Annotated in this window: 20 protein-coding genes; 6 read left to right on the top strand and 14 right to left on the bottom strand. The window is 56.2% G+C overall.

Features of this window, described 5'->3' with window-relative positions; all coding sequences use genetic code 11:
* Positions 1–204: 204 nt before the first annotated feature.
* On the top strand, positions 205–4,101 hold the full coding sequence (hrpA, locus tag AB3U87_RS00245) for an ATP-dependent RNA helicase HrpA (RefSeq protein ID WP_394148043.1): 3,897 nt from the start codon (positions 205–207) through the stop codon (positions 4,099–4,101).
* Positions 4,102–4,309: 208 nt separating this feature from the next.
* Here the strand turns inward: hrpA and AB3U87_RS00240 are convergent, their stop codons facing one another.
* The 5 genes from AB3U87_RS00240 to rstB all read right to left on the bottom strand — a co-directional run bounded on the left by AB3U87_RS00240 (position 4,310) and on the right by rstB (position 8,850).
* On the bottom strand, positions 4,310–5,110 hold the full coding sequence (locus tag AB3U87_RS00240; RefSeq protein WP_253453949.1) for a trypsin-like serine peptidase: 801 nt from the start codon (positions 5,108–5,110) through the stop codon (positions 4,310–4,312).
* A 100-nt stretch (positions 5,111–5,210) separates the two neighbouring features.
* Positions 5,211–5,291: a small membrane protein YdgU gene (ydgU, locus tag AB3U87_RS22600; RefSeq protein ID WP_477181472.1), complete on the bottom strand. Its 81-nt coding sequence runs from the start codon at positions 5,289–5,291 to the stop codon at positions 5,211–5,213.
* An 81-nt stretch (positions 5,292–5,372) separates the two neighbouring features.
* Complete coding sequence (asr, locus tag AB3U87_RS00235; RefSeq protein WP_253453951.1) at positions 5,373–5,888, bottom strand: acid resistance repetitive basic protein Asr; 516 nt, start codon at positions 5,886–5,888, stop codon at positions 5,373–5,375.
* Between the two features lie 153 nt (positions 5,889–6,041).
* A complete protein-coding gene (locus tag AB3U87_RS00230; protein WP_301251684.1) occupies positions 6,042–7,523 on the bottom strand; it encodes a carboxypeptidase M32 in 1,482 nt (493 codons plus the stop codon).
* Between the two features lie 25 nt (positions 7,524–7,548).
* A complete protein-coding gene (gene rstB, locus AB3U87_RS00225) occupies positions 7,549–8,850 on the bottom strand; it encodes a two-component system sensor histidine kinase RstB (RefSeq protein ID WP_253453955.1) in 1,302 nt (433 codons plus the stop codon).
* Positions 8,851–9,473: 623 nt separating this feature from the next.
* On the opposite strand from rstB, the gene AB3U87_RS00220 reads away from it, so the two are divergent.
* Entirely contained in the window at positions 9,474–9,791 is a 318-nt protein-coding gene (locus tag AB3U87_RS00220) for a hypothetical protein (protein ID WP_394148040.1), read from the top strand.
* Here the strand turns inward: AB3U87_RS00220 and AB3U87_RS00215 are convergent.
* Positions 9,788–10,582, bottom strand: coding sequence for a DUF4225 domain-containing protein (locus AB3U87_RS00215; protein ID WP_394148039.1), 795 nt, complete (start codon positions 10,580–10,582; stop codon positions 9,788–9,790). The genes AB3U87_RS00220 and AB3U87_RS00215 overlap by 4 nt on opposite strands.
* 1,024 nt (positions 10,583–11,606) lie before the next feature.
* Positions 11,607–12,338, bottom strand: a complete 732-nt coding sequence (gene rstA / locus AB3U87_RS00210; RefSeq protein WP_301729502.1) for a two-component system response regulator RstA — start codon at positions 12,336–12,338, stop codon at positions 11,607–11,609.
* 178 nt (positions 12,339–12,516) lie between these two features.
* On the opposite strand from rstA, the gene AB3U87_RS00205 reads away from it, so the two are divergent.
* Positions 12,517–12,930: a hypothetical protein gene (locus AB3U87_RS00205; protein ID WP_125287647.1), complete on the top strand. Its 414-nt coding sequence runs from the start codon at positions 12,517–12,519 to the stop codon at positions 12,928–12,930.
* On the opposite strand, the gene AB3U87_RS00200 is transcribed toward AB3U87_RS00205, so the two are convergent.
* Both AB3U87_RS00200 and ydgH read right to left on the bottom strand, forming a co-directional pair.
* Entirely contained in the window at positions 12,927–14,318 is a 1,392-nt protein-coding gene (locus AB3U87_RS00200; RefSeq protein WP_253453963.1) for an amino acid permease, read from the bottom strand. The two genes, AB3U87_RS00205 and AB3U87_RS00200, sit on opposite strands and share 4 nt — an antisense overlap.
* Positions 14,319–14,583: 265 nt before the next feature.
* A complete protein-coding gene (gene ydgH / locus AB3U87_RS00195) occupies positions 14,584–15,534 on the bottom strand; it encodes a DUF1471 family protein YdgH (protein WP_253453965.1) in 951 nt (316 codons plus the stop codon).
* A 516-nt stretch (positions 15,535–16,050) separates the two neighbouring features.
* On the opposite strand from ydgH, the gene pntA reads away from it, so the two are divergent.
* Both pntA and pntB read left to right on the top strand, forming a co-directional pair.
* Positions 16,051–17,583, top strand: a complete 1,533-nt coding sequence (gene pntA / locus AB3U87_RS00190; protein ID WP_253453967.1) for a Re/Si-specific NAD(P)(+) transhydrogenase subunit alpha — start codon at positions 16,051–16,053, stop codon at positions 17,581–17,583.
* Between the two features lie 10 nt (positions 17,584–17,593).
* Positions 17,594–18,982, top strand: coding sequence for a Re/Si-specific NAD(P)(+) transhydrogenase subunit beta (pntB, locus tag AB3U87_RS00185; protein WP_301251688.1), 1,389 nt, complete (start codon positions 17,594–17,596; stop codon positions 18,980–18,982).
* A gap of 55 nt (positions 18,983–19,037) precedes the next feature.
* Here the strand turns inward: pntB and uspE are convergent, their stop codons facing one another.
* The 5 genes from uspE to dalD form a co-directional block, all read right to left on the bottom strand.
* A complete protein-coding gene (gene uspE, locus AB3U87_RS00180) occupies positions 19,038–19,988 on the bottom strand; it encodes a universal stress protein UspE (protein ID WP_253453971.1) in 951 nt (316 codons plus the stop codon).
* 444 nt (positions 19,989–20,432) lie between these two features.
* Complete coding sequence (locus AB3U87_RS00175; RefSeq protein ID WP_125287641.1) at positions 20,433–21,188, bottom strand: FNR family transcription factor; 756 nt, start codon at positions 21,186–21,188, stop codon at positions 20,433–20,435.
* A 147-nt stretch (positions 21,189–21,335) separates the two neighbouring features.
* A complete protein-coding gene (locus AB3U87_RS00170; RefSeq protein ID WP_253453976.1) occupies positions 21,336–22,628 on the bottom strand; it encodes an MFS transporter in 1,293 nt (430 codons plus the stop codon).
* A gap of 55 nt (positions 22,629–22,683) precedes the next feature.
* Positions 22,684–24,153: a xylulokinase gene (xylB, locus tag AB3U87_RS00165; protein WP_394148035.1), complete on the bottom strand. Its 1,470-nt coding sequence runs from the start codon at positions 24,151–24,153 to the stop codon at positions 22,684–22,686.
* A 10-nt stretch (positions 24,154–24,163) separates the two neighbouring features.
* Positions 24,164–25,558: a D-arabinitol 4-dehydrogenase gene (gene dalD / locus AB3U87_RS00160; RefSeq protein ID WP_253453980.1), complete on the bottom strand. Its 1,395-nt coding sequence runs from the start codon at positions 25,556–25,558 to the stop codon at positions 24,164–24,166.
* A gap of 166 nt (positions 25,559–25,724) precedes the next feature.
* On the opposite strand from dalD, the gene AB3U87_RS00155 reads away from it, so the two are divergent.
* Positions 25,725–26,678 (top strand): sugar-binding transcriptional regulator, encoded by a 954-nt coding sequence (locus tag AB3U87_RS00155; protein ID WP_253453982.1) that lies wholly within the window; start codon positions 25,725–25,727, stop codon positions 26,676–26,678.
* Positions 26,679–26,744: the final 66 nt, after the last annotated feature.

Here is a 26,744-nt window from a genome sequence, read left to right as displayed (position 1 = left end):
TATGCGGATGTGTCCGCTCAATGACTTACACTCTATTGGCAAATCAGCCGTAGGGATAGTGCAATATTCTGAAGCCCGTGTTCGAATTTACTGAACAAGGTTAGCGCGCCGCAGCCGTAGCTAAGTGGTTGTCTGTGCTACAATACGCAAAATTTTTTATTCATACTTTGTTTGCCAGCCTGCTGGCGATTAGCGAGCTTTTTTATGTCTGATACTCCCCGTACGCCTTTAACGACGCTGGCGCCGCGCCTGGACGCGCTGATGCTCAGAGATCGTCAGCGGCTGCAAAAGCGCCTGCACGGCGCAAAAAAAGTGAAGAACCCTGCGGCTCAGCAGGCGATAGCCGATGAGCTGAGCGGCGAAATCGTCGCGGCGGAACAGCGCGTGGCGCTGCGGAAAGCGGCCACGCCGACCATCCGCTACCCGGAAAACCTGCCGGTCAGCCAGAAGAAACAGGAAATCGCCGAGGCTATTCGCGATCACCAGGTGGTGATTGTTGCAGGCGAAACCGGCTCGGGGAAAACCACCCAGCTGCCGAAGATTTGCATGGAGCTGGGCCGGGGCATCACGGGGCTGATTGGTCACACCCAGCCGCGTCGTCTGGCGGCGAGAACGGTGGCCGATCGCATTGCGGCCGAGCTGGAAACCTCGCTCGGCGGCTGCGTGGGCTACAAGGTGCGCTTCAACGATCAGGTCAGCGAAACGACGCAGGTCAAGCTGATGACCGACGGTATCCTGCTGGCAGAAATCCAGCAGGATCGCCTGCTGATGCAGTACGACACCATCATTATTGATGAGGCGCACGAGCGCAGCCTGAATATCGACTTCCTGCTGGGCTATCTGCGCGAGCTGCTGCCGCGCCGTCCCGATTTAAAGATTATCATTACCTCGGCCACTATCGATCCGCAGCGCTTTTCCCGGCACTTTCACCATGCGCCGGTGATTGAAGTCTCCGGCCGCACTTATCCGGTCGAAGTGCGTTACCGGCCGATTGTGGAAGAGGCGGACGACACCGAACGCGATCAGCTACAGGCGATTTTTGACGCGGTGGACGAGCTGGGTCAGGAAAGCCGTGGCGATATCCTGATCTTTATGAGCGGCGAAAGGGAAATTCGCGACACCGCCGATGCGCTGAACCGGCGCGATCTGCCGCATACGGAGATCCTGCCGCTCTATGCGCGCCTTTCCAACGCCGAGCAGAACCGCGTCTTCCAGTCGCACAGCGGCAGGCGCATCGTGCTGGCGACCAACGTGGCGGAAACGTCGCTGACCGTGCCCGGCATTAAGTACGTTATCGATCCCGGCACGGCGCGTATCAGCCGCTACAGCTTCCGCACCAAGGTTCAGCGTTTGCCGATTGAGCCGATTTCCCAGGCGTCGGCAAACCAGCGTAAAGGACGCTGCGGCCGCGTTTCCGAGGGCATCTGTATCCGCCTTTATTCGGAAGAGGATTTTTTAAGCCGTCCGGCCTTTACCGATCCGGAAATTTTGCGCACCAATCTGGCCTCGGTCATCTTGCAAATGACCGCGCTGGGCTTGGGCGATATCGGCGCGTTTCCTTTTGTGGAAGCGCCGGACAAACGCAATATTCAGGATGGCGTCAAGCTGCTGGAAGAGCTGGGCGCGATAACCCTGGACGACCAGCACTATAAGCTGACGCCTTCCGGCCGTTCGCTGGCGCAGCTGCCGGTCGATCCGCGCCTGGCGAAAATGGTGCTGGAGGCGCAGAAATACGCCTGTACCCGCGAAGTGATGATTATCACCGCCGCGCTTTCTATCCAGGATCCGCGCGAGCGTCCGGTTGAGAAACAGCAGGCATCCGACGAGAAACATCGCCGTTTTGCCGACAAAGAGTCCGATTTCCTCTCCTTCGTCAATCTGTGGAACTACCTTCAGGAGCAGCAGAAAGCGCTGTCGTCCAGCCAGTTCCGACGCCTGTGCAAAACGGACTACCTGAACTATCTGCGCGTGCGCGAATGGCAGGATATCTACACCCAGCTGCGGCAGGTGGTGCGCGAGCTGGGTATTCCGCTGAACAGCGAACCGGCGGATTTCCGGGGCGTGCATACCGCGCTGCTGACCGGGCTGCTTTCCCATATTGGTCAGAAAGACGTCGAGAAGCAGGAGTACTCCGGCGCGCGCAACGCCCGCTTCTCGATTTTCCCCGGCTCCGGCCTGTTTAAAAAGCCGCCGAAGTGGACGATGGTCGCCGAACTGGTGGAAACCAGCCGTCTCTGGGGCCGTATTGCCGCCCGTATCGAGCCGGAATGGATCGAGCCGCTGGCGCAGCATCTGATTAAACGCAGCTACAGCGAGCCGCACTGGGAGAAAGGCCAGGGCGCGGTGATGGCCAGTGAAAAAGTCACGCTGTACGGCCTGCCGATCGTAGCGGCGCGCAAGGTCAACTACGGCCCGATCGATCCGGTGCTGTCGCGCGAGCTGTTTATCCGCCACGCGCTGGTGGAAGGCGACTGGCAGACGCGTCACGCCTTCTTCCGCGCCAATCTTAAACTGCGTGAAGAGGTGGAAGAGCTGGAGCATAAATCGCGCCGACGCGATATCCTGGTGGATGACGAGACGCTGTTTACCTTTTATGACCAGCGTATTCCGCACGAGGTGATTTCCGCCCGGCATTTCGACAGTTGGTGGAAAAAGGCGAGCCGCGAGCAGCCCGAGCTGCTTAATTTTGCTAAAGAGATGCTGATCCGCGAAGGCGCTGAGAACATCAGCAAGCTGGATTACCCTAACTTTTGGCAGCAGGGCAACCTGAAGCTGAAGCTGAGCTACCAGTTCGAGCCGGGAACCGATGCGGATGGCGTTACGGTGCATATCCCGCTGCCGCTGCTGAATCAGGTTGAGGAAAAAGGCTTCGAGTGGCAGATCCCCGGCGTGCGGCGGGAGCTGGTTATCGCGCTGATTAAGTCGTTGCCAAAACCGTTACGCCGTAACTTTGTGCCCGCGCCGAATTACGCCGACGCTTTTCTGGCGCGCGCCACGCCGCTGGAGCTGCCGCTGGTGGACGCGCTGGAGCGCGAATTCCGTCGGATGAGCGGCGTCACTATCGACCGTGAGGCCTGGCAATGGGATCAGGTGCCCGATCATCTTAAAATGACTTTCCGCGTGGTGGACGAACATAACCGCAAGCTGGCGGAAGGACGCGATCTCGCCGCGCTGAAAGAGCAGCTGAAGGCCAAAGTGCAGGAAACGCTGTCGCTGGTGGCGGATGACGGGCTGGAGCAGAGCGGCCTGCATATCTGGAGCTTCGGCGATCTGCCAGACCATTTCGAGCAGAAGCGCGGCAGCTACAGCGTGAAGGCATGGCCCGCGCTGGTGGATGAAAAAGAGAGCGTGGCGATCCGGCTGTTTGATTCCGAGCACGAGCAGAAAAAAGCGATGTGGCGCGGTCAGCGCAGGCTGCTGCTGCTCAATATCCCTTCGCCGATTAAATATCTGCATGAAAAGCTGCCGAACAAAGCCAAGCTAGGGCTTTACTTTAACCCTTATGGCAAAGTGCTGGATTTGATAGATGACTGCATCGCCTGCGGCGTGGACAAGCTGATTGCCGAATATGGCGGCCCGACCTGGCAGGAAGAGGGCTTCCGCCAGCTGCATGAAAAAGTGCGAGCGGAGCTGAACGAAACCGTGGTGGAAATAGCCAAAAAGGTCGAGCAGATCCTGACGGCGGTGTTTGCTATCAACAAGCGGCTGAAAGGGCGCGTGGATATGACGATGGCGCTGGCGCTTTCCGATATCAAAGCGCAGATGAACGGCCTGGTATATCGCGGTTTCGTTACCGGCAACGGCTGGAACAAGCTTGCCGACACCCTTCGCTATTTGCAGGCTATCGAGCGCCGTCTGGAAAAGCTGCCGGTCGATCCGCACAGCGACCGCGCCAGAATGGTCAAGATAGAGAAAGTTCAGCAGGCCTGGCAGGGGTGGTTTAACAAGCTGCCGCCGGTTCGCCGCGATGATGAGGATGTAAAAGAGATCCGCTGGATGATTGAAGAGCTGCGCGTCAGCTATTTCGCTCAGCAGCTGGGCACGCCTTATCCGGTTTCGGAAAAGCGTATTCAGCAGGCAATGGATGAGATAGTGCTCTGAGATTAACTCGTCCGCTGGCAATACAGGCCAGCGGACGCTCTTAAACTTAAATAGCTGTTGCTAAAAGAATTAGCAGTAAAAACGCGTTAAGGATTGGTGAGCGGCTTTGCCTGCTGCATCCGGCTGGAGAAAAGGCAAAAAGGATATTCACTAGCACAGCTTAAAAACCTGCCTGAATGCCGCAAACCGACGGCATTCATTTATCCCTTTATTCCTGCGCCAGCGTTTCCAGGCCGTCCCGGAAAGCGGTGACGGCAATGGCGCGGTTATCCGCTTCGTAACGATCTTTTGCCGCCGGTGCAGAGCTTTGTACCGCAATCAGCTGCCAGCCGCTGTCGCTTTTTAGCAGGAGCGGCGAACCGCTGTCGCCAGGCAGGGTGTCGCACTGATGCGACAGCACATTTTTCTGCGCCCAGCCGGTAATCAGACAGTTGCTGTGTGAATAGAGCGTATCAAGATGATCTTCCGGGTAGCCCGCCTGAGTTACCCGACGCTGTTGCGTTTTCAGCGCGGCGGTCAGATCGCTGCGGCTGCCGTCAAACAGCGGCACGGGTGTTATGCCGGAAGGCGGATTATGCAGTACGACCAGCCCGTAATCGTAAGGTGCGGCCGATGAAGGCACGATCCAGCCGTCGCCGTCGGCCTTAAGCTTTCTGCCTAAAGCGGGATCGACCCGGGTATCCACATCGTGAATTTCGTAGCGCCAGTCGCCATCATGCCCGATAAAACGCAGCGCAACGACTTTATCGATTTTGCCCGGCGGCGCCAGCAGACAGTGGCCGGCAGTCAGGGCTAAATGAGGCGAAATCAGGGTGGCGCTACACAGGTTGCCGCTGGCGGTTTCCAGCTGGCCTATTGCTTCCCACGGCTGGCTGGCGGTATCGCTGACAGGGTGGCGATCGTCTTTGCCGAAAAACAGCGTTCTGACATCCTGTGCGTCGTCGTCACCGGCGTGGCTACAAAATGAAAGGGCTAAACATCCCATTAAAAAAAAAGCTTTCAGGCGCATGTCTCTCTCTGAATGGAGATTAAAAACCGCAGGTGGTAATAACTATAGTCGGCTGGCGGTAAAAAGGAAGTTTAATTTATAAATCAGCAGGCTACGGGTATTAAAGATAGAAGCTAAAGGCGATAGCGCCGCAGACAATCATACAGACCAGGATAATTTCGAATAAATAGCGGCGCACCATCATCCGATACTCCAGGAAAAAAACACCCGGCTGAACCGGGTGTTTAAGTGAACAGACTAAGTTGAAGGCTTGCTTCGGCAATTACGCTTTAGGCGCGGCGGCTTTCTTAGCGGTTTTCTTGTGGTGTACTTTCTTGGCGGCCTGAGCTTTCTGCGCTACTGGCTTAGCGGCTTTCTTGTGGTGTACTTTCTTGGCGGCCTGAGCTTTCTGCGCTACTGGCTTGGTTGCTTTTTTATGGTGCACTTTCTTGGCGGCCTGCGCTTTCTGCGCTACTGGTTTAGCCGCTTTTTTGTGGTGTACTTTCTTGGCAGCCTGCGCTTTCTGTGCAGCTGGCTTAACGGCTTTCTTGTGGGCCTTCTTGGCTGCCTGAGCTTTCTGGGCTACCGGCTGTTTAACGGCTTTCTTGTGTTTTTTAGCTGCCTGCGCTTTCTGCACGGCTTTCTTGTGCGCTTTGTGATGCTTAGCGGCATGAGCTGGCGCGGCGGTAGTAGAAGCAGCCGGTGCGGTAGTGGCTGGCGCGGCGGTGGTTTCAGCAGCAAAAGCAACTGAAGAGATACCCATAGCAGCGGCTACAACCAGAGCGAATAATTTTTTCATTGCACAACCCTCAAAGTGTTATTTCATTTTTCAGCCCACTGCGGGGCCGGTGAAGAGACTATAAGGGAAGGGCGGCGGGCTTTCCGTGAGTGATTGGTATCGGCGTGTTACCGATTGTACAAAGCCCGCCGGCGCGACGGGCTTGCGGACTGGTTACAGGTAGCGGTTTTCCAGATGCTGCCGGAAAAAGCGCGGATTAAGATCTTCGCCGGTGGCGTTTTCAATCAGCTGACGGGTGGTGAAACGACTGCCGTGCTGCCAGATATTCTGCTGTAGCCAGTCAAAGATCGGTTGCAGATTTCCTTCGCGGATATCGCTGTGCACCTGCGGCAGCGCCTTTTTCACGCTGTTGAAAAGCTGTGCCGCGTACATGGCACCCAGCGTGTAGGTAGGGAAATAGCCGAACGAGCCGTCCGTCCAGTGAATGTCCTGCATACAGCCGTCGCGATAGTTGCCGGTCGTGTCCAGCCCCAGCAGCGCCTGCATCTTCTCCTGCCACAGCGTCGGGATGTCGTCCACTTCAATCTCGCTTTCGATCAGCGCACGCTCGATCTCATAACGCAGAATGATATGCGCGGGATAGCTCACTTCATCCGCATCCACGCGGATCAAACCAGGCTTAACGCGCTGGTTAAGGGCGATAAAGTTAGCTTCTTCCAGCTCAGGACGGTCGCCCATCAGCGTTTTAACCTGCGGCAGCAGCAGGCTCAAAAACTCCGTGCTGCGGCCCAGCTGCTTTTCAAAGAAAAGGCTTTGCGACTCGTGAATCGCGGTGGAGCGGGCCAGTGCAACGGGCTGACCGGCCCACTGCTTCGGCAGATTCTGCTCGTAGCAGGCGTGGCCAGTTTCGTGGATCACGCCCATCATCGCGCTGATAAATTCGTTAGCGTTGTAGCGGGTAGTAATGCGTACATCTTCCGGAACGCCGCCGCAAAACGGATGCGCGCTGACGTCCAGTCGCCCGGCGTTAAAGTCAAAATTAAGCAGCTTCATCAGCGCGTTGCCCAGCAGCTGCTGCGACTCCACCGCGAAAGGGCCAACCGGTACGGCAACCGGCTGGCGTGACTGCTTCTCGACAATACGCGCCAGCAGCGAAGGCAGCCACTGCTTCAGCTCGCCGAAGGTGCTGTCCAGCTTGGCGGCGGTCATGCCAGGCTCATAAAGATCCAGTAACGCATCGTAACGGGAGCAGCCGTTCGCCTGCGCGCGCAGCTCGGCTTCCGCCCGGCTCAGCTTTACTACTTCCTTCAGATTAGCGGCAAAACCCTGCCAGTCATTGGCGGGGCGCTGCTGACGCCAGGCGTGTTCGCAGCGGGCGCCGACGAGAGATTTTTCCTCGACCAGCGCGGCAGGCAGCAGGGCGGCCTGATCGTAAGCGCGGCGCATCTCACGCAGGTTAGCGCGCTCCACGTCATTCAGGGTTTCATTGGCAGCCTGATCCAGCCATTGCGCCACGGCTTTATCGGTCAGGATTTCATGACGCAGCACGCTCAGTTCGGCCAGCGCCGCGCCGCGTGCGCTACTGCCGCCGGGCGGCATCATGGTCATCATATCCCAGCCGGCGATGGCTGACAGATGGCCGAAGCGGGAAAGACGGGTAAAGGTTCGGGTCAGATTTGCATAGGCGGATGACATAGATATCCTTTTAGTCATGGCGCTGTCAGACAGCGCGAGGAGGCGTTAAGGGTAAATCAACCGGCCAGCAAAAGCGAACGCTTGCGCCGCCAAGCGGGCTGGCGTCGATAGTCACGGTGCCGCCAAAGGCCTGCGCTACCGAGTGCACAATCGCCAGCCCAAGCCCGCAGCCGCCGGTCGCGCGGTCGCGGCTGGGGTCAAGACGCACGAAAGGCTCGAATACCCGTTCGCGCTCGGCCAGTGGAATGCCCGGCCCGTCATCCTCTACCTGCAAGCAGGCGGTATCGCCGTCGAACCACAGCCCGACGCGCAGGCGCTGCCGGGCATAGCGCAACGCGTTATTGACCAGGTTATCCAGCACTCGCTCCATCAGCCGCGTGTCCGCCACGCCCAGGTTCTGACGCTGCGGCGTATCCAGCTCCAGGGTAAATTCGGGATGCACCATGCGGATATCGTCCAGCCGTTCGCTCAGCCAGGCAGCCAGATCGAGCGACTGAAGATGCAGATCGACCTTTGGCCTGTCCAGGCGGGCGTAGGTCAGCAATTCTTCAATCAGCGACTCCAGCTGGCCGATATCGCGATTCAGCGCGGCGGCTTCGCTGGCGCTAAGATTATCGCTCATCTCCAGCCGGTAGCGCAGGCGCACCAGCGGCGTGCGTAGCTCATGGGCGATGCCGTCAATCAGCTGCTTTTTACTGACCACCAGCGTATTGATATTGTCCGCCATCTGATTAAAGGCCACGCCGAGCCGCAACAGGCTGGAGGCGTTATCAAAATGGATCCGCTCGTCCAGATGGCCCTGGCCGAAGCGCTGCGCCGCCGACTCCAGCCGCAGCATGTCTTTCCAGTGCGGCCGCATCCAGATAAACACCGGCAGCGCCAGCGAAATGCCGATAAAGGCCAGCAGCACGATATCCAGGATGCGCATTTCGTGCAGGAAAAAGAGGTAAGGGATCGGCCCCACGGCCAGCACATAATGGCTGCGCGGAATGTGCTGTAAAAAAGTGTATTCGTCATCAAGGGCGACGATCCCGCCCGCGCGCAGGCGGCGCATGGTAGGCGCATCCAGCTGATATTTGTTCATCGGCTCGATATGCAGCTTAAAAGAGAGGTTAAGATCCAGATTATCGATGGTTTTATTCCAGTCGCGGGGCGGGATTTCCCGCAGCTCGCTGCGCATCAGGTAGAGCGAGCTTTTCATCAGGTCATCCATTGACTCTCGCCCGGCGCGCTCGGCGGTAAATTTATACACCAGCCCCACCAGCATCGCCATGACCAGAAAACAGACAAACAGCAGCAGATAAAACTGAATAAACAGCTTCTTCATTTTTTTTTACCTAAAAACATAAATTTAGCTATATCGCGATGGCTGAAAGGGCACTGTGGGGGCAGGACGTAATCCCCCTGTGCGCTTGTTCAACAGTTCGGCCCAGTGCATTTATTCACGGTGAGCAGACGGTGTAAACCATTTCTGCATCCTCCGATTAGCAATGAAAGCCGGGCCTGCGTCGGCAGATAGCCTCCAGCAGGTAAAATGTATGCCTTGTCTGATATGGGCGGCGATAAAACCCTGCTCGCCTCACGGCTCTGTCCCGGATAGATGTTCCAGAGTCCCGATAGTGAGAGGTTTGGCTACCACGCTTCGATCCGGAGACGAACACAAAATAAAGCTTGTATATCCTTGTGGTGCAAAATCCGCGCCGCTGAAGAGTCACGGAAATTTTTGGAAAATATCCCGTAAGCTTTTTCTGCTCCCTTAACGTATAAAACTCGGGGGGAGATAATTTTATAGTATGAATACCGCCGCTATACATTCGGCGAACCCCTGTTTCAGCATGGACAGCTTATTGATAGTACAGTTATAGCCCCGGAAAAATGGGGTTTTGTGTTGCCCTTTGCATCGAGCGCGTTATTATAACTGATGGGGATAACGTCAAGTAAGGATGACAGATGACAAATATTGAAATGGAAGAAAAACTTTCAGAGCAGGGGTTTAGTGCCAGGGAAATTGCTTTGCTCAAACATCGGGTTGAACAAGATACAACAACGTATCAGGCGCTGCTGATTGACTTAAGGAAAAGGTTTATTGGATGTGTAATATTTCTTTTAGTTGTGCTTTTTTATTTTGGAGGGGCTTATTTTATCAGAGGACAGTCTGATTTTTTATCAACCTTTTTAACATTAATTTTTACTTTGATTGTTTTCTGGTTTCTGGCACCGTTAAAGTTGGGTGCCAAGGCATATCTGTTTATCAGGAATAACAGCTAGTTATGATGTTCACCATGAATTGATTTAATTGTCATGGCATCACTTGCAATTTCAATCAGAAGGTCGGTTCGTGACATGTTCTTAATGTTCCGCACATAATCCGATCTCAGGTAGTGAAACAGCCTCCATGCTTCTGGTTTCATAATCAGTCGCGACATACCATAAGCTGATAAGAATAAATCCATATAGCTATATGCAAGCCTGCCGGTTCTGCTATCGAAGCCAGGGAGTTTCACCGCGTAGATATAACCTTGTTTTAAATCACCAATACGATCGTTTTTACCATCAAAAAAGTCAGAAATGCTTTCCTGAAATGCGTTAAGACCGAGTAAGGCGAGCATACCACCAAATGCAACTCCAATAATGTTGCCCGATCCAATCGAAGCCGCTAATATCCCACCACCCGCAACAATCTGAAACCCACTCAGTACTACGCCAACACCATTAATTACATAACCCCATATTCCATTTTCCTGCCTTAACTGAGCGGTCGCAACGATTTTAGCATTACCCATGCTTAGCTGGCGATCCTGACTTTCCAGAAACGCTCTTTCCTGCTTCAGATTATTGAGAGATTGCTGGCAGAGACGATCCTGCCGGGCGGTTCGGATAGTTTGTAACTGATGAACGATAAAATTTTGTATATTGTCTCTGAAATCCATTCTTACAGCTGTATTTCTGAGGTGGCGATCCGCCAGTTGGGCAGCAAGTCTTGAAAGTTGCCGTGCCTCAAGGTCTGCCATTGTAAGGAAGTAACGGGTGAAGGGGGCTCTCGCTAAGTAGTTATCCATAACTCATCCTTTTATCCATTGAAATAGCTTACCGGTAAGATAGTTAAAATAAGGCCGTTTCTGAAGGGGAATTAGATAAAAATACTATGTGTTTTTCTCTGGTGATTGTAAAGAGACATTCTTTAAAATCCCAACGAATTTCTCTCCAAAAACAGATTTACTTAATTATTAATATTGGAACTTATAGCTATTTTTATAGCGGTTATTTTATTTTTATTTTCAAAAAAGTTATTTAATTGGAATGTGTTAATGTGTCTTTGCATAAATCCTCTTTCACCCTATGGAGAAGTTGAAAAGGCTTATCTGTTTTCACGGTATCATCAACTTATAACGTCTGGTTTCAGAACAGGAAAAGAAGGATTTTGGCGCTAAAAAGTGATGCATGTCCTTGGGTGTTCGCTTTTGTGTCATGTTTTCTCATGCCAGAAAAAATTTTCTGTATTAAATTGATCCTGGGCATTAAATTTGAAGAATGCTGTAAAACTCCCTTTGCATTTAACGTTGGTATAAAATCCCAGCCATATTCAGAGCGGGTGCTACTTAACCGGAAAAGATTATGTTTGTAAAAAAAGTAATATCAGGTTTGCTCATAGTATTGGGAAGCGCAGCCCTGGCTGGCTGCGTAGTGGCTGACGGCACGCATCATCATTCCAGCCCATCATCAGACCGGCATCATCATGCTGGTGCGCCAGGGACAGCAGGCAGCGGCAGTCAACATATAGGGCCACCGCCGCTTCCACGGAGCGCGGCTCAGCATTTTGGCCCTCCGGGCCATACCGGATTTTACCACTGAAAACGCAAAGACCCACTTCGGTGGGCCTTGTCACAGGTTTATTCGGTTTTATTAAAGTGCTGAGCCGCTGTTTCGGTTACATGCCCCGGCTGGTGATGTCGGAAACAAGGCTACCTGCTGCGCGATTGTCCTTGAACGGATCGGCAGAACAAAAAGGCTGCCTTTTGCACAATCGTCCTTACACGGATCGGCAGAACAAAATTTTACCGACATCCGCCAGACGAACGATTTTTATTGCGTATCCCAGGCGTGTGGCGCAAACAGATAGCCTTTATTACGGATGGTTTTAATGCGATAAGGCTCGGTTGCGCTGTCCAGCAGCTTTTTACGCAGGCGTGAGATCGCCACGTCGATGCTGCGGTCCATGCCGTCGTAACTCACGCCGCGCAGCGTTTTCAGCAGGGCATCACGGTTAAGAATCGAACCGGCATGCGTCGCCAGCTCCCACAGAAGATCGAAGTCAGCGGTGGAAAGAGCGATGATTTCGCCGCCCAGCGTGACCTGGCGGTTAACGGCATCCACGGTCAACGTGCCGAAACGCAGGGTTTTCTGTGCGCTCACGGCCGGAGCAATCACCGCCTCGTCGCCGCTGTGCGTCGCGGCCTGACGCAGATGCAGCCGCAGGCGCGCCAGCAGTACCGCAGGCGGCGTGGTTTTAAGGATATAGTCGTTGGCGCCCATCTCCAGCGATAAAATATGATTCATATCGCTGTCCAGCGAGGTCAGCAGCACAATCGGGCCGGACCATGTTTGGCTGGCGCGCAGATCGCGACACAACGTCATGCCGTCCTTGCCGGGCAGCATAATATCCAGCATCACCAGATCCGGCATGGCGGCCTCAATGGTGGCTTCGGCGCGGTCGCCACGGCTTTCTACGATCACTTCAATATCATGACGCTTCAGGTAGGCGGCGATAAGTTCGCCCACATCCCGATCGTCCTCAACGAATACTATTTTATTCATAGCGACATTTTTTTACCTGGGAGTAACAACATTACCCAATGTTTACGCTGACTACTATAAGTCAGGGCTAAATAACTCTCGATGTATAGTATAAATGGCGTAAAATATGTCATTATATTCGACAGGGTTGTTGCCTGACGACGCGGTGCGTTGATTAACGGAGAAAGGGGAGAAAAGGGTGTCTGATAAAGAGCTGGCTTCAACGGGACGGGATTGCCATATCTGCCTGAACTATATCGATTTTCTCGCGGCTTCCTGTAAAAAACGCTGGAGCTTTGTCGACGCTATTTACGGCGTCATGCCTATTTTCGGCATGGTGACCAAAAACTCGCCCGACCAGTCCTGTCCGCCATCGGAAAGGCTGAAAGCGCTGGCGCTGCAAATCATTTCTACCCAGGTAAGCGATGAGATAAATATCGCCCGATTGATAACCCTGGCTGAACAACAGCACATTGAACGCTTTGAAATCCTGCTGCCTTATCCGCTTTCTGAACAGCAGCTTGAGGCTATCCGCGAAGAGTACGTCAAGCCACTTTCGCTGGAACAGCATGACGATCGGTTAACGATCGCCATGCCCGCTTTTTCTCACTAACGCAGCAGCATCCACGTTGCCGGTGCAGCACCGGCAATCAGCACGCCCATCGCTATTTTTTCCAGTTTATTCAGATAGCCATTTCCCCGGCCGTTGCGGCGCGCCCAGATAAACAGCAGCATCCCGGGCGCATAAAGCACCACGGAAAGCAGCAGGTGCAGCGGCCCGGAGGCGTACAGTAGCCACAAACCGTAGGCGCTGGCACCCAACGCGACGATCAGCGCCGCCGTTTTCTGCTGCGCGCGAGCGACTTTAAACAGGTAGGCACCGACCAGAAGATAGGGCACCAGCACCATTTCGGAAGCGATGGTCAGCAGCGTGTTGTAATCGGAACCGGTCAGCCAAATCAGGATCAGGCAGCCCTGAACGCTCAGATTGGTCAGCCAAAGCGAGGCAGAGGGCGCGCCGCGCGCGTTTTGTTTCGCCAGCGAGCGCGGGAAGGTGCCGTTTCCGGCCGCCAGCATCGGCACTTCCGCCGCCATAATCGTCCAGCTGAGATAGGCGCCGCTAACCGAGACGATCAGCCCCAGCGCGATAACCATATCGCCCCATGAGCCAATCAGGCGGTTCAGCAGGCCCGCCATCGAAGGATTACGCATCTGGGCCAGTTCCGCTCGCGGCACAATGCCAAGAGAAAGCAGCGTAACCAACAGATAGACCACCAGCGCGGCAATTACCGCCAGCAGCGTGGCGCGTCCCACATCTTTTTTATTCCTCGCCCGCGCGGAAACCACTACCGCTCCTTCCACGCCGATAAACACCCACAGCGTGATCAGCATGGTGTTTTTGACCTGCTCCCAAACCGGCACGCCCAGCTCGATACCTGAAAAATCAAAGCGGAAACGATCGAGATTGAAGGCCGCTATCGCCAGCACCACAAACAGCCCCAGCGGCACCAGCTTGCCCAGGGTGGCGACAAGGTTAATACTCGCCGCCGTCTGCACGCCGCGCAGCACCAGCCAGTGCACCAGCCAGAGCAGCACCGAAGCGCCCAGCATGGCCTGCCAGGTATTGCCATCGCCAAACACCACGTGGCCCGGCGAGTCGGTAAAGAAGCTCAGGGCGGAGAACACAATCACCAGATATGAGACGTTAGCGATAACCGCGCACAGCCAGTAGCCCCAGGCCGAGCAGAAGCCGACCAGCTCGCCAAAACCGGCACGGGCATAGGTATAGATGCCGCCGTCCAGCTCGGGTTTAAGGCGGGTCAGCAGCAGCAGCGCCAGCGACAGCATAATAATGCCGACGCCGGTGATCGCCCAGCCCGTCAGCAGCGCCGCCGGGCCGGCCACTAACGCCATATTTTGCGGCAGACTAAAAACGCCGGCGCCCAGCATGGAACTCAGTACCAGCGCCGTCAGCGCGGTAAGACCTAATTTTTTGTCCAAAAAAGCATCCCAAAACCAGAATAAAAAACCATAACAGGATGAATGGCTCGCAATTTATACGCTTTGCACGGCTAAACCCGAAGAGATCCCCTGAAACCGGCGGCGATTTTACGGAGTGGCCCAGCGAGATGCAATGCGAAAGAGGGCGAAAAGTGATTGAGTATGCAAATTATGGCGGGAAGTTATGCAGCGGGGCGGCGGTGAGCGCTGTAGCGTTTTGCCTGAGAGAGGCGCGCCAGACGTACAGGCGCGCCTTTGCTGATGCTTACTTAAACAGGTCGGCAGAAACGGTCAGGTTGCCGCCGCTCTGGTTAGACCACTGGCGAGTAATATGATAATACTTGGCGCCTTTCTCAATCGCGGCCCGGCCCACGGCGTCTGAGATCTCCGTAGGCGTACCGAAGTGGCCGGTAAAGGTTACGCTGTCGAACGGCTGCATCTGCGCTGCGGTAATGGCGTTGACTTCCTGCACGCTTTTGCCCTGCGGCGTTCTCACGGTATAGCGTTCGCCGGTGGAGGACTGCGTTTCAAAGAAGCGGCCAACTTTATTGCTTGGCGTTTCGGAAGAGGCGACGCCGGGGATCTGCACAGCCTTCGCGGCAGTACCGCCTGCGGCGATGGCAGCTTTACCTGCCTGAGAATCGGCCGGGATCAGATCCGGAGACTGCACCTGGCGCGCTTTCGCATCGGCTTTGTAAACATAGGCGGTAATATACTGATTGCCGCCGCTGTTGGCGTCGATCTGACGGATAATAAAGAACGAAGCCGCGCCTTTCTCTTTCGCTTTTCGGGTAATAGCGTCGTTAACGTCCGGCTGGCTGTGGTAGAAGCCGCTGACGGAAACCGTATCAAAGGGTTCCAGCTTATAGGCTTCCGACTTGGTCAGCTCGCGCACGCCATTGATCACGCGATCCTGCGATTTCGGCGCCGGCTGCGCATCGTCGCGATAGATATCCGCCACCACGCGCCAGTTGCCGCCATTGTTGTTGCTGTCGTTAATACTTTGTACGTAAAAAGCTTTCGCGCCCAGCTCGTCGGCACGTTTTGAAATCGCCTCGTTGGCTTCGTTAATGGCATTAAAACGGCCGGTAATGCTGATGCGATCGAAAGGCTTCAGCGCCGCCGCTTTTTCCGGCGTCAGTTCCTGGGCCGCATAAGCGGAAAGTGAGGTGAGCGACAACAGGGCTGATGCCAGAATAGTAATCTTCAGCTTCATAAAAATAATCCTTCGCCTTGCGCAAAAAAAATGAGTACGAAAACGTGCTGGACTCTTGATGTGTAACAGATTAGCTCTCGATTATTGCATGTAATAATGCGTCCTGTCTCAGCCATTTTGAGTCAGGCGGCACCGCGATAAACGCAGCGGCGGCAGGTTATATTAAAAAAATGTTAAATAATACCTTTGCCAACGGCTTTACCACTTAAGCCACTAAATACTATCGTTATTACAGTTAATTGGCTGTTAAATATTACCTTTTGTCGCCGCTTCTTTACCGTTTTGTTACTTTTCCTTAGCAGATTATGCGAGGAACATCGCGAAATAAGCGCTGAAAATCGCGTTTTTGCCGCCTGCGCCGAATTTTTCAGATATAAAAAGGGCAAACGGTACGGCAACGGCTGGTATGACCGTGCCGTTTTCAGTAGTTTATAAGGTGTTCGCAGTAAAACAGGTGGCGCTTAAGCCGCGCCGCCGCAGTAAGAAATCGTCTTACCTCTGATGAAAGGGAATACTATGCTGATTGGAATTACCAAAGAGCGGTTGCCCAATGAAACGCGAGTCGCCGCCACGCCCAAAACGGTTGAGCAGCTGCTGGCGCTGGGCTTCAGCGTGGCGGTGGAGCGGGGCGCAGGCAGGTTAGCCAGCTTTGACGACGACGCTTATGCCGCAGCGGGCGCTACGCTGGTCGATACCGACGCCGTCTGGCAGGCGGATATCGTGCTCAAAGTCAACGCGCCCGGGGATGAAGAAATTACGCAAACCCGTGAGGGCAGTACGCTGGTCAGCTTTATCTGGCCCGCGCAAAATCCGGCGCTGCTGGAGAAGCTGGCGGCGCGCAACGTCACCGTGATGTCGATGGATGCGGTGCCGCGTATTTCCCGCGCGCAGTCGCTGGATGCGCTCAGCTCGATGGCTAACATCGCCGGCTATCGTGCGATCATCGAGGCCGCGCATGAGTTTGGCCGCTTCTTTACGGGCCAGATCACCGCCGCAGGCAAAGTGCCACCGGCTAAGGTGATGGTTATCGGCGCAGGCGTCGCCGGGCTGGCGGCCATCGGTGCGGCAGGCAGCCTTGGCGCTATCGTGCGTGCTTTTGATACCCGCCCGGAAGTGAAAGAGCAGGTGCAGAGCATGGGCGCGGAATTCCTTGAACTCGATTTCGAGGAAGAGGCGGGCAGCGGCGACGGCTATGCGAAAGTGATGTCAGAGGCCTTTATTAAAGCGGAAATGGCGCTGTTCGCCGCGCAGGCGAAGGAAGTGGATATCATTGTCACCACTGCGCTAATCCCCGGCAAACCTGCACCGAAACTGATCACTGCCGACATGGTGGCTGCCATGAAGCCAGGCAGCGTTATTGTCGATCTTGCGGCACAAACCGGCGGCAACTGTGAGCTGACCGTAGCGGACCAGGTCACCACAACTGAAAACGGCGTGAAAATTATCGGCTATACCGATCTGCCGGGCCGCCTGCCTGGTCAATCCTCACAGCTTTACGGCACCAACCTCGTCAACCTGCTTAAACTGCTTTGCAAGGAGAAGAATGGCGAGATTACTGTCGACTTCGACGATGTGGTCATCCGGGGCGTAACCGTGGTGCGCCAGGGCGAAATCACCTGGCCTGCGCCGCCGATTCAGGTTTCCGCCGCGCCGAAAGCGGCGCCTGCGGCCGCCAAAGCGCCAGAGAAACCAGAAGCGAAACCCGCTTCACCCTTCCGAAAATATGCGCTGTTTGCGCTGGCTATCGTGCTGTTCGGCTGGCTCGCTAACGTTGCGCCGCCCGCCTTCCTGACCCATTTTACTGTGTTCGCGCTCGCCTGCGTGGTGGGTTACTACGTGGTGTGGAACGTCAGCCACGCGCTGCATACGCCGCTGATGTCGGTCACTAACGCTATCTCCGGCATCATCGTGGTCGGCGCGGTACTGCAAATGGGGCACGGCGGCTGGGTCAGCTTCTTCTCCTTTATTGCCGTGCTGATTGCCAGCATCAATATCTTCGGTGGCTTCACCGTGACTCAGCGCATGCTGAAAATGTTTCGTAAGAACTAAGGGGTAATCAATGTCTGGCGGATTAGTGACTGCAGCATACATTGTTGCCGCAATTCTTTTTATTTGCAGCCTGGCCGGGCTGTCGAAGCATGAAACCGCTAAGCAGGGCAACCTGTTTGGCATCAGCGGCATGGCGATTGCGCTGCTGGCGACGCTGCTTGGCCCCGACAGCAGCAGCGTCGGCTGGGTGCTGTTGGCGATGGTGATCGGCGGCGCGATTGGCGTGCGGCTGGCAAAAAAGGTCGAAATGACCGAAATGCCGGAGCTGGTGGCGGTGCTGCACAGCTTCGTTGGCCTGGCTGCGGTGCTGGTGGGCTTTAACAGCTATCTCTATCACGCGCCCGGAATGGATGCGGTGATAGAGAACATTCATCTCACTGAGGTCTTTATCGGTATCTTTATCGGCGCGGTGACCTTCACCGGTTCGCTGGTCGCCTGGGGCAAGCTGTGCGGGAAACTCTCTTCCCGGCCGCTGGCGCTGCCGCACCGGCACCGGCTTAACCTGCTGGCGCTGGTGGTATCGCTTTGCCTGCTGATTATCTTTGTGCGCACCGACAGCACGGGATGGCAGGGCTTTGCGCTATTGCTGATGACCATCATTGCGCTGGCGTTCGGCTGGCATCTGGTGGCTTCCATCGGCGGCGCGGATATGCCGGTCGTGGTATCTATGCTCAACTCCTATTCGGGCTGGGCGGCGGCGGCGGCGGGCTTTATGCTCAGCAACGACCTGCTGATCGTGACCGGCGCGCTGGTCGGTTCAAGCGGCGCTATTCTCTCTTACATTATGTGTAAGGCGATGAACCGCTCCTTTATCAGCGTTATCGCAGGCGGTTTCGGCACCGACAGCAGCTCGACCGGCGAAGGCGAGGAGGCGGGCGAGTACCGCGAAATTGACGTGCAGGGAACGGCGGAACTGCTGAAAAACTCGCGCAGCGTGATCATCACCCCAGGCTACGGGATGGCGGTAGCGCAGGCGCAGTATCCCGTAGCGGAAATCACCGAGAAGCTGCGTGCGCAGGGCATTAAGGTGCGCTTTGGCATTCATCCGGTCGCCGGACGTCTGCCGGGCCATATGAACGTGCTGCTGGCCGAGGCGCGGGTGCCTTACGATATCGTGCTGGAAATGGATGAAATCAACGACGACTTCAGCGAAACGGATACCGTGCTGGTGATTGGCGCCAACGATACCGTCAACCCGGCGGCGCAGGAAGATCCGCGTAGCCCAATCGCGGGGATGCCGGTGCTGGAAGTGTGGAAAGCGCAGAACGTGGTGGTCTTTAAGCGTTCCATGAACACCGGCTATGCCGGCGTGCAGAACCCGCTGTTCTTTCGTGACAACACCCAGATGCTTTTTGGTGATGCGAAAGCCACGGTGGATGCCATTCTGAAAGCGCTGTAACAGGCGCTGAAGGTAAGAGGCCGGGGAGTTCCCCGGCCTTTTTTTTGACTAACGATCAGTCGTCTTCGTCATCATCCAGTTCGATCGGCGATACGAAGCCTTCCGGCTTGATCGCCAGCAGATCGCAACGCAGATGATCGATAACCTGCTCCGCCGTATTGCCCAGGAAAGCCGCTGACAGTCCGGTGCGGCCAATAGTGCCAAGCACCACCACGCCAGCGTCCAGCCGATCCGCCAGGTCCGGGATCACTTCTTCCGGCAGGCCTTTTGCTACATGAGTAAACTTTTCGTCGATGCTGAAGCTTTGCCGTAATGCCTTCATCGCCAGCAGGTGCTGACCACGGATCGCATCGTTGTAAACGCTGGGATCGAAGTCGGGCAGCTCAATGGCGATATTTACCGGGGTAACAGGATAGGCGCCAACCAGATGGACTTCGGTATGGTTGACCTGTTTCGCCAGCTCCAGCGTCTCTTTGACCAGTTGAGTATTCAACGGGTCGTGATGTGGCTCTTCGCTGGCGAGATTTACCGCCACTACCGCCTTGCCGCCTTCCGGCCAGGGCTGGTCTTTTACCATCCATACCGGGCAGGGACACTTGCGCAGCAGGTGCCAGTCGGTAGGCGTAAACACCACCGACTGAAGTCGGTCGTGCTGATGTGCCATCTTCAGCAGCAGATCGTAGCCGCCGTCCAGCACTTCCTGAATAATCGCCTCGTAGGGGCGGTTATGCCAGACCACCTTGATATCAATGTTCACGCCCGCGGCCAGATAGGCTTTTGCCTGCTCGCGGATCCATTCGGTGCGCTGGCTGATCACCCCTTTGCGCATGGTGACGCGCTCGTCGGGCGACAGCAGCGTCGTCATTTCGTAAGAAAAATCATAGATAGGCAGAAAAGCCGTGATCTGACCACCGAGGCGCTGATTAAGATAGACAGCACGGCGCAGCGCTGGCTGGTCGTCCTGTTGCGCGTCGATCGCCACGAGAATGTTTTGGTACTTAGCCATAACGGGTCCTCCATACGCTGGTTAGCTTAAAAGATAGCCCAATCAACGTCGGGAAAGAAAGAAAAAGTTATAGCCAGATCAATATTATAACAAAAGGATCGCTAAAAGCGGCTGGTACGGTCGTCTGCCCGCTTTTCCACCGCGCGAAAACGGCTAAACGGGGGCTATGACAGCATAGTGAAGGGCGAGTGAAAAGACGCAAATCAAGCGGCAGGATGGACAAAACTGCCAGGTCAGCGCACCGGGCCAGAGAATGGAAAAACAGGCGGATTAGCGCACCGGGCCAGAGAATGGAAAAACAGGCGGATTAACGCACCAGGCCAGAGAATGAAAAACCGGCCGGATTAACGCACCGGGCCAGAGAATGGAAAAACAGATGGATTAACGCACCGGGTCACCGGTCGAAGAAAAGCAGCCGGACTGGCGAACCAGTCCGGCATAGCATCAGGCAATCGCGCGGCTTTGACCAGCCAGCTGCGACAGCACCTCATGATTTTCGATAGTGATGTATTTGCCTTTCACCGCCAGCATACCGCTTTTCTGAAAGCGGCCCAGCAGGCGGCTGATGGTTTCAACCGTCAGGCCGAGGTAGTTGCCGATATCGCCACGGGTCATGGTCAGACGGAATTCGCGCTGGGAGAAGCCGCGCTCGCCGAAGCGGCGGGAAAGGCCATAGATAAAGGCGGCAAGACGCTCTTCCGCATTTTTCTTCGACAGTAGCAGGATCATCTCCTGATCGCCCTTAATCTCGCCGCTCATCAGCCGCATCATCTGCTGACGCAGGCTGGGCATTTTGCCAGACAGATCGTCCAGGGTTTCAAAAGGAATTTCGCAGACCATAGCGGTTTCCAGCGCCTGAGAAAAGCTGGGGTGCTGACCGCCGCTGATGGCGTCGAAGCCTACCAGATCGCCCGCCAGGTGAAAGCCGGTGATCTGCTCGTCGCCCTGTTCGGTAATGGTATAGCTTTTGATGGTCCCGGAACGAATGGCGTACAGCGACTTCAGTTCGTCACCGGCTTTGAACAGCGTTTGCCCTTTCTGAATAGGCTTTTTGCGCTCGATGATGTTATCCAGCTGATCGAGTTCGTGCTCGTTCAGCGTGAAAGGAATACAGAGCTGGCTGATGCTGCAATCCTGACAGTGAATCGCACAACCGCCAGACTGGATACGTCTGTTGATAACACGTTTTTCCGGGATCATAGTGTTGGCTCGAGTGATTATTGATTGAGGTCAATTTTAACATTTTTTGCTCAGCAAAGGGAACTCATCCAGGCCTTTTTAGCCACATAAAAAACAGGGACGTCACTTTTGGTGACGTCCCGTTTAAAAAAGTGCCAAAAGCCAAACCTACGTTTTATCGGGCGTCGCGGCCGTTGAACCGTAGTTATTAAGGTTGTTTTTAGCGCTTTTTCTGGAGGGTTGTTCTACCTGAATAATCAACGTCAGCACCCCGGCTAACAGGTAAAGCGCGGTGTAGGTCCAGACCACGCCCTTGATATCAAAAAAGGGCAGTACCAGCGAGGCGATGGCGGGCGCAAGAAAATTGCTCAGGCCAGCGGAGAGGTTGTAGATGGAGATCGCCGCACCTTTATGCTTCGGCTCCAGCACGGGAAATACCGCCGTCATCGGCACAAACGCCGCGACTGTAATGCCCAGCATGACGGCGGGCACCAGCGCCATCCAGAAGTTATGACCAAAGGTCACCGGCAGGTAATAGAAGGCCAGGCTGGAAATCGCGCAGCCCAGGCAGCCAAACCAGCGCACCTGACGGATCCAGCCGATATATTCGCCCAGCACGCCCCACATAATATTGGTGAAGATGGTAACGAAAAAGAATACCGCCCAGATTTGCAGCCATTCCGACATGGTAAAGCCCAGGCGCCCGACGAACAGCATCGGCATAATCACCGCAAAGCCAAACAGCGACAGCGTATTGATAATGCGGATCAGGCAGGCCAGGAAGATGTTGCGGTTAGTGAAGAGAATGGTCACGGCCCGCGACAGCTCGGTCAGTTTTTCACGTGGGGAAAGATTGGCTTTCTCGCTCTCGCCGCCGACCTTGCGCAGCAGAGTCATCGCCATCAGCCCGCCAGCCGCTACCCAGGCGATAGCAAACCACAGGGTGCCGGTTTCACCGAGCCAGGGAATGGTAAAGCTGGGCAGATAGCTGCCGACGCAGCCGATGCCGATGGAATACATCGCCCAAAACCAGCCCATGGCGGAAGAGAGCTGGTGTTTAGGCACGTTCTGCACAATCAGCATCACAAACGAATAAATGAACAGCGGATAGGCAAGACCGCGAATGCCGTAGAACAGCAGCATCAGCGGATAGTTGCGCAGCCCCAGGCCCAGCGTCATAAACAGAATATGCATCACTACCCACAGCAGAAAACCGATACGCATTGCGCGCTGCGGCGTAATGATCTCCGCGACTACGCCGGAGCTCCAGGCCGCCAGCGCCGCTGCGCCGCCGTAAACCGTGAACACCAGCGCAGACTGCGCGGGCGAAAAGCCGAGATCGGTAATGTGCTTCGACAGGAAAGCCATTTCAAAGCCGTCTCCGCTCATAAAGACGGCGATGGCGATATAACCCCATATTAACGACAAGGGGAGGCCGAACCAGTTATTGGCTGATTTCATCATATTTCCTCTCAGGCGTGCAGGTGACGGACGCCTGAGGCGTCCGCATCAGTGTTCAGAAACCGGATGCGCGAGCATCGCGCTGCTGTTGGTAGAGCAGGCGGAAGTGGTCGAGCCGCCTTTGCAAATGATGATGACGAAGCGCATTGGGCAGATAGCGCCGCAGCACGGCAGGTTTACGGCAGACCTCGGCCGGATCGCCGCCGTCGGCCAGCCAGCCCAGACGCGCCGCGCCCAATGCGCCGCCCGCTTCGCCGCCCTGATGGGTAACTATCGGCAGATCCAGCGTATCCGCAATCAGCTGCGCCCAGAACCCGCTTCGCGCGCCGCCGCCGGTCAACGAACAGCTTTCCAGCTCGGTGCCCGCCGCCCGCAACGCCTGTAGGCCGTCGGCAATGCCGAAGGCGACGCCCTCCAGCACGCTATAGGCCAGCGCTGCACGGTTAGTGGCATGGGTCAGACCATGAAACGCGCCGGTGGCCTGCGGATCGTTATGCGGCGTGCGTTCACCGGAAAGGTAGGGCAAAAAGAGCGGGGCGCTGCGCTGAACCGTCTCGCTTAGCGCCGCCACCTCGGCCAGCAGATCGGTTTCGGTGGCGTTCAGCAGATCGCACAGCCAGCGCAGGCTGGAGGCCGCCGTCAGCATGACGCTCATCTGGTGCCAGCGATCGGGCAAGGCATGGCAAAAAGCGTGTACGGCCGAGGCGGGCGCGGGACGAAAACGATCGTTGACCGCAAACAGCACGCCGGAGGTGCCAAGGGAAATAAAAGCGTCGCCGGGTTCGATCGCCCCCAGCCCGACCGCGCTGGCCGCGTTATCGCCACCGCCGCCCGCAATCACTATACCTTCCTGCAAGCCCCAGCGCCGCGCGACATCAGCCTGTAGCCTGCCGCCGGGCTGCGATCCCTCCGTCAGCCGCGGCATCTGGTCGCGGTTCAGCCCGCAGGCCGCCAGCAGGGCATCCGACCAGTCGCGCCTGGCGATATCCAGCCACAGCGTACCGGCGGCATCGGACATATCGCTGATCTTTTCACCGCACATCTGCCAGCGCAGATAGTCCTTAGGCAGCAGAACGCTGGCGATGCGAGAAAAAATCTCGGGTTCATGGCGGGCGACCCACAGCAGCTTCGGCGCGGTAAAACCGGGCATCGCTAAATTGCCCGCCACGCTGTGCAGGTCGGCAGCCCGTTGCGTCAGCTCCTCGCACTCGGCTGCGCTACGCGTGTCGTTCCATAATATGCACGGGCGCAATACCTGATTTTCCCTGTCCAGCAGCACCGCGCCATGCATCTGGCCGGAAAGCCCGATGGCGCGGATTTGCTGCCAGCGAGCACCAGCCTGCTGGCGCAGCTCGTCAATGGCCTGCTCCAGCGCCAGCCACCATCTGTGCGGCTCCTGCTCCGCGTAGTGGGGCTGCGGCCGCTGTACGTCCAGTTTTACACCGCTGGCGGCCACGATTTCGCCTGCGGCATCGATAACCAGCGTTTTGATTTCAGAGGTGCCAAGATCGATCCCGAGATACATTACCGACTCCTTACTCGTTCACCGGTTGAGGGACTTTGGCCCATTCATCGAGCGTGGCAACCGTCTCCGCCAGCAGCGTGGCAAAGGCGGTATCGTGGGCAAGCGGGCCAAACAGCGCCTCGTCGGCGGCAAAACGTGCGAGCGCGTCCGGGCTTGCCATGATGCGGTGCCAGCTTTCTGCTTCCAGCGCGCCATCCTGATAGACATAAGGAAGCTCGCCGCGATGCCAGCGCTGTAAAAACAGGAAAAAAAGCGCGGGCAGCACCGCCGTAGCGCGAGGCGTCTCGCCACGGGCGTAGCATTCCGTCAGGGTCGGCGTAATAAATCCCGGGATTTTTGACAGGCCGTCCGCCGCGACTCGCTGGTTGGTATCGCGGATATAAGGATTGGCAAAGCGGGCCAACACTACGTCGCGGTATGCTTCCAGCTCAAGCGGGCTGGGCGACAGCGAGGGAATAACGTCCTGGGTCACATACTCCCAGGCCATCTCTTTGATCGCCTGGGTCTGCGTGCTCTGGTGAATAAAGTCCTGTCCGACCAGCGTCCCTGCCCAGGCGATGCAGCTGTGGCTGGCGTTAAGAATGCGGATTTTTGCCTCTTCCCACGGCAGAACGGAGTCGACCAGGGTCACGCCGACCTTCTCCAGTGCAGGTCGTCCGGCGGCAAAGTTATCTTCAATCACCCATTGAATAAAGGCTTCGCCCATAACCGGTGCGCTGTCGGCAAAACCGGTCGCTTCCAGCACGCGCGGGGCGATATCCGCCGTCGGGCGCGGAGTGATGCGATCCACCATCGTATTGGGCGAGGTCGTCTGCTCCGTTACCCACGCCAGCAGCGCATCGTCGTGACATAAACGCAGAAAAGCGAGAAAGCCCTCACGGAAACGCTCGCCGTTATGCCGCAGATTATCGCAGTTTAACAGCGTAACCGGCTGACCGTGCGCCTGCATTCGCGCCTGCAAAACGCGGCGTAACGCGCCATAAAGCGTGCGCGCTTCGCCCTGCAAATCTGCGGTAATATCAGGGTGACGCGGATCGAGACGGTGGTCGCTGTCCAGGTAGTAGCCGCTCTCGGTGACGGTAAAGGCGATCACTTTCGTGGCGGCGTCTGCGCCTCGCGCAACCATAGCCGTCAGCCCGGCGTCCCACGGGACGATATGTTTGATTGAGGTAATTTTCTCATACTGACGTTCGCCTGTTGGGGTGACCGTTTCCAGCACGTATTCGCCGTTTTGCTGCGTCAGGGCATTCAGCAAGGGCACGGCATCATCGCGAATATTGCTGAGCGCGATTTCCCAGCGCGGGCCGTCCTGCTGCAACAGACGATGCAGATACCAGGCCTGATGGGCGCGATGAAAAGAACCGGCGCCGATATGTAACCAGACAGAGGGGGAAGCAGCGGTCATCATTCTCTCCTGTAAATGGGCTTTTGCTCTTGTGTTGAGCTTTTGCTTAGTTGCGTTACAGCCTGGTGAATTTTTTACCAACGGTCTGCGGGAGCGATCACAAAATTTGCTTTTGCCCGTCAACCGGGCAATTATTCGGACTGGGCTTAAGGAGTGGGATATCACAATGAGCAAGCACGACAAAAAGCTGGATCTGGCGGCCAGAGCAGCCTGGATGTATTACGTGGCGGGAGAAACCCAGCAGGATATCGCTGAAAAACTTGGCGTATCGCGTCAGGTAGCGCAGCGGCTGGTGGCGCTGGCGTCAGAACAGGGGCTGGTGAGCGTCAGCGTCAATCATGCCGTGGCCGACTGCATGACGCTGGCGCAGCAGCTACAGGAAAAATTCAGCCTGGCGTTTTGTCAGGTAGTGCCGTCTGGCAATGTGGAAGGCGGCGGCTTACAGCAGATGATTGCCGTAGCGGGTGCGGAAGTGATGGCGCAAACGCTGAAAAGCGAGCGCCCGCAAATTGTCGCGGTAGGATCCGGAAGAACCCTGCGGGCCACTATCAACGAGCTGCCAGAGCTGGACAGGCCGCAGCACAGCTGCGTTTCGTTGATCGGCGCTATCGCCAGTGACGGCTCCTGCACCCGTTATGATGTGCCGCTGTGGATGGCGGAAAAAACGCAGGGACGCTATTTTATCCTGCCCGCGCCGCTGTATGCCGACAGCGTCGACGATCGCGATTTGTGGTGCAATCATCGCATCTACCGCACCGTTACGGAGAAGGCCGCCCAGGCGGATATTATGTTTGTCGGCATTGGTCAGGTTTCGCCGGGCTGCCCGCTGAACGCGGATGGCTTTATCAGCGACGATGAAGTGACCACGCTGTTGGCGGATCGGGTGGCCGCAGAGATGCTTGGCCATTTTATCGGTGAGGAAGGCGAAAGAGCGGCAACCGCTCTGGACAGCCGTTTGACCAGCGTGCGGCTGACGGCCCATACCCAACGCAATATCGTCGCCTTTGCGGGAGGCAGCGAAAAGCATCGGGCGATAGCCGCCGTGCTAAAGGGCGGTTGGATCAGCGGGCTGGTCACCGACGAGGCGAGCGCACGTTATGCGCTGGCGGCGTCCGCCTGAAGTTTTGCCAGAGCGGCCCGGTGAGGATACCATTACACTATCCTTAATCGTGGCCACCGGGGAACC

Origin of the sequence: Erwinia plantamica (assembly GCF_043420595.1) — a bacterium.
Classification (GTDB): Bacteria; Pseudomonadota; Gammaproteobacteria; order Enterobacterales; family Enterobacteriaceae; genus Erwinia; species Erwinia aeris.
Note: the sequence above shows the minus strand (reverse complement) of the source record. Positions and strands in the feature narration are given on the sequence as shown.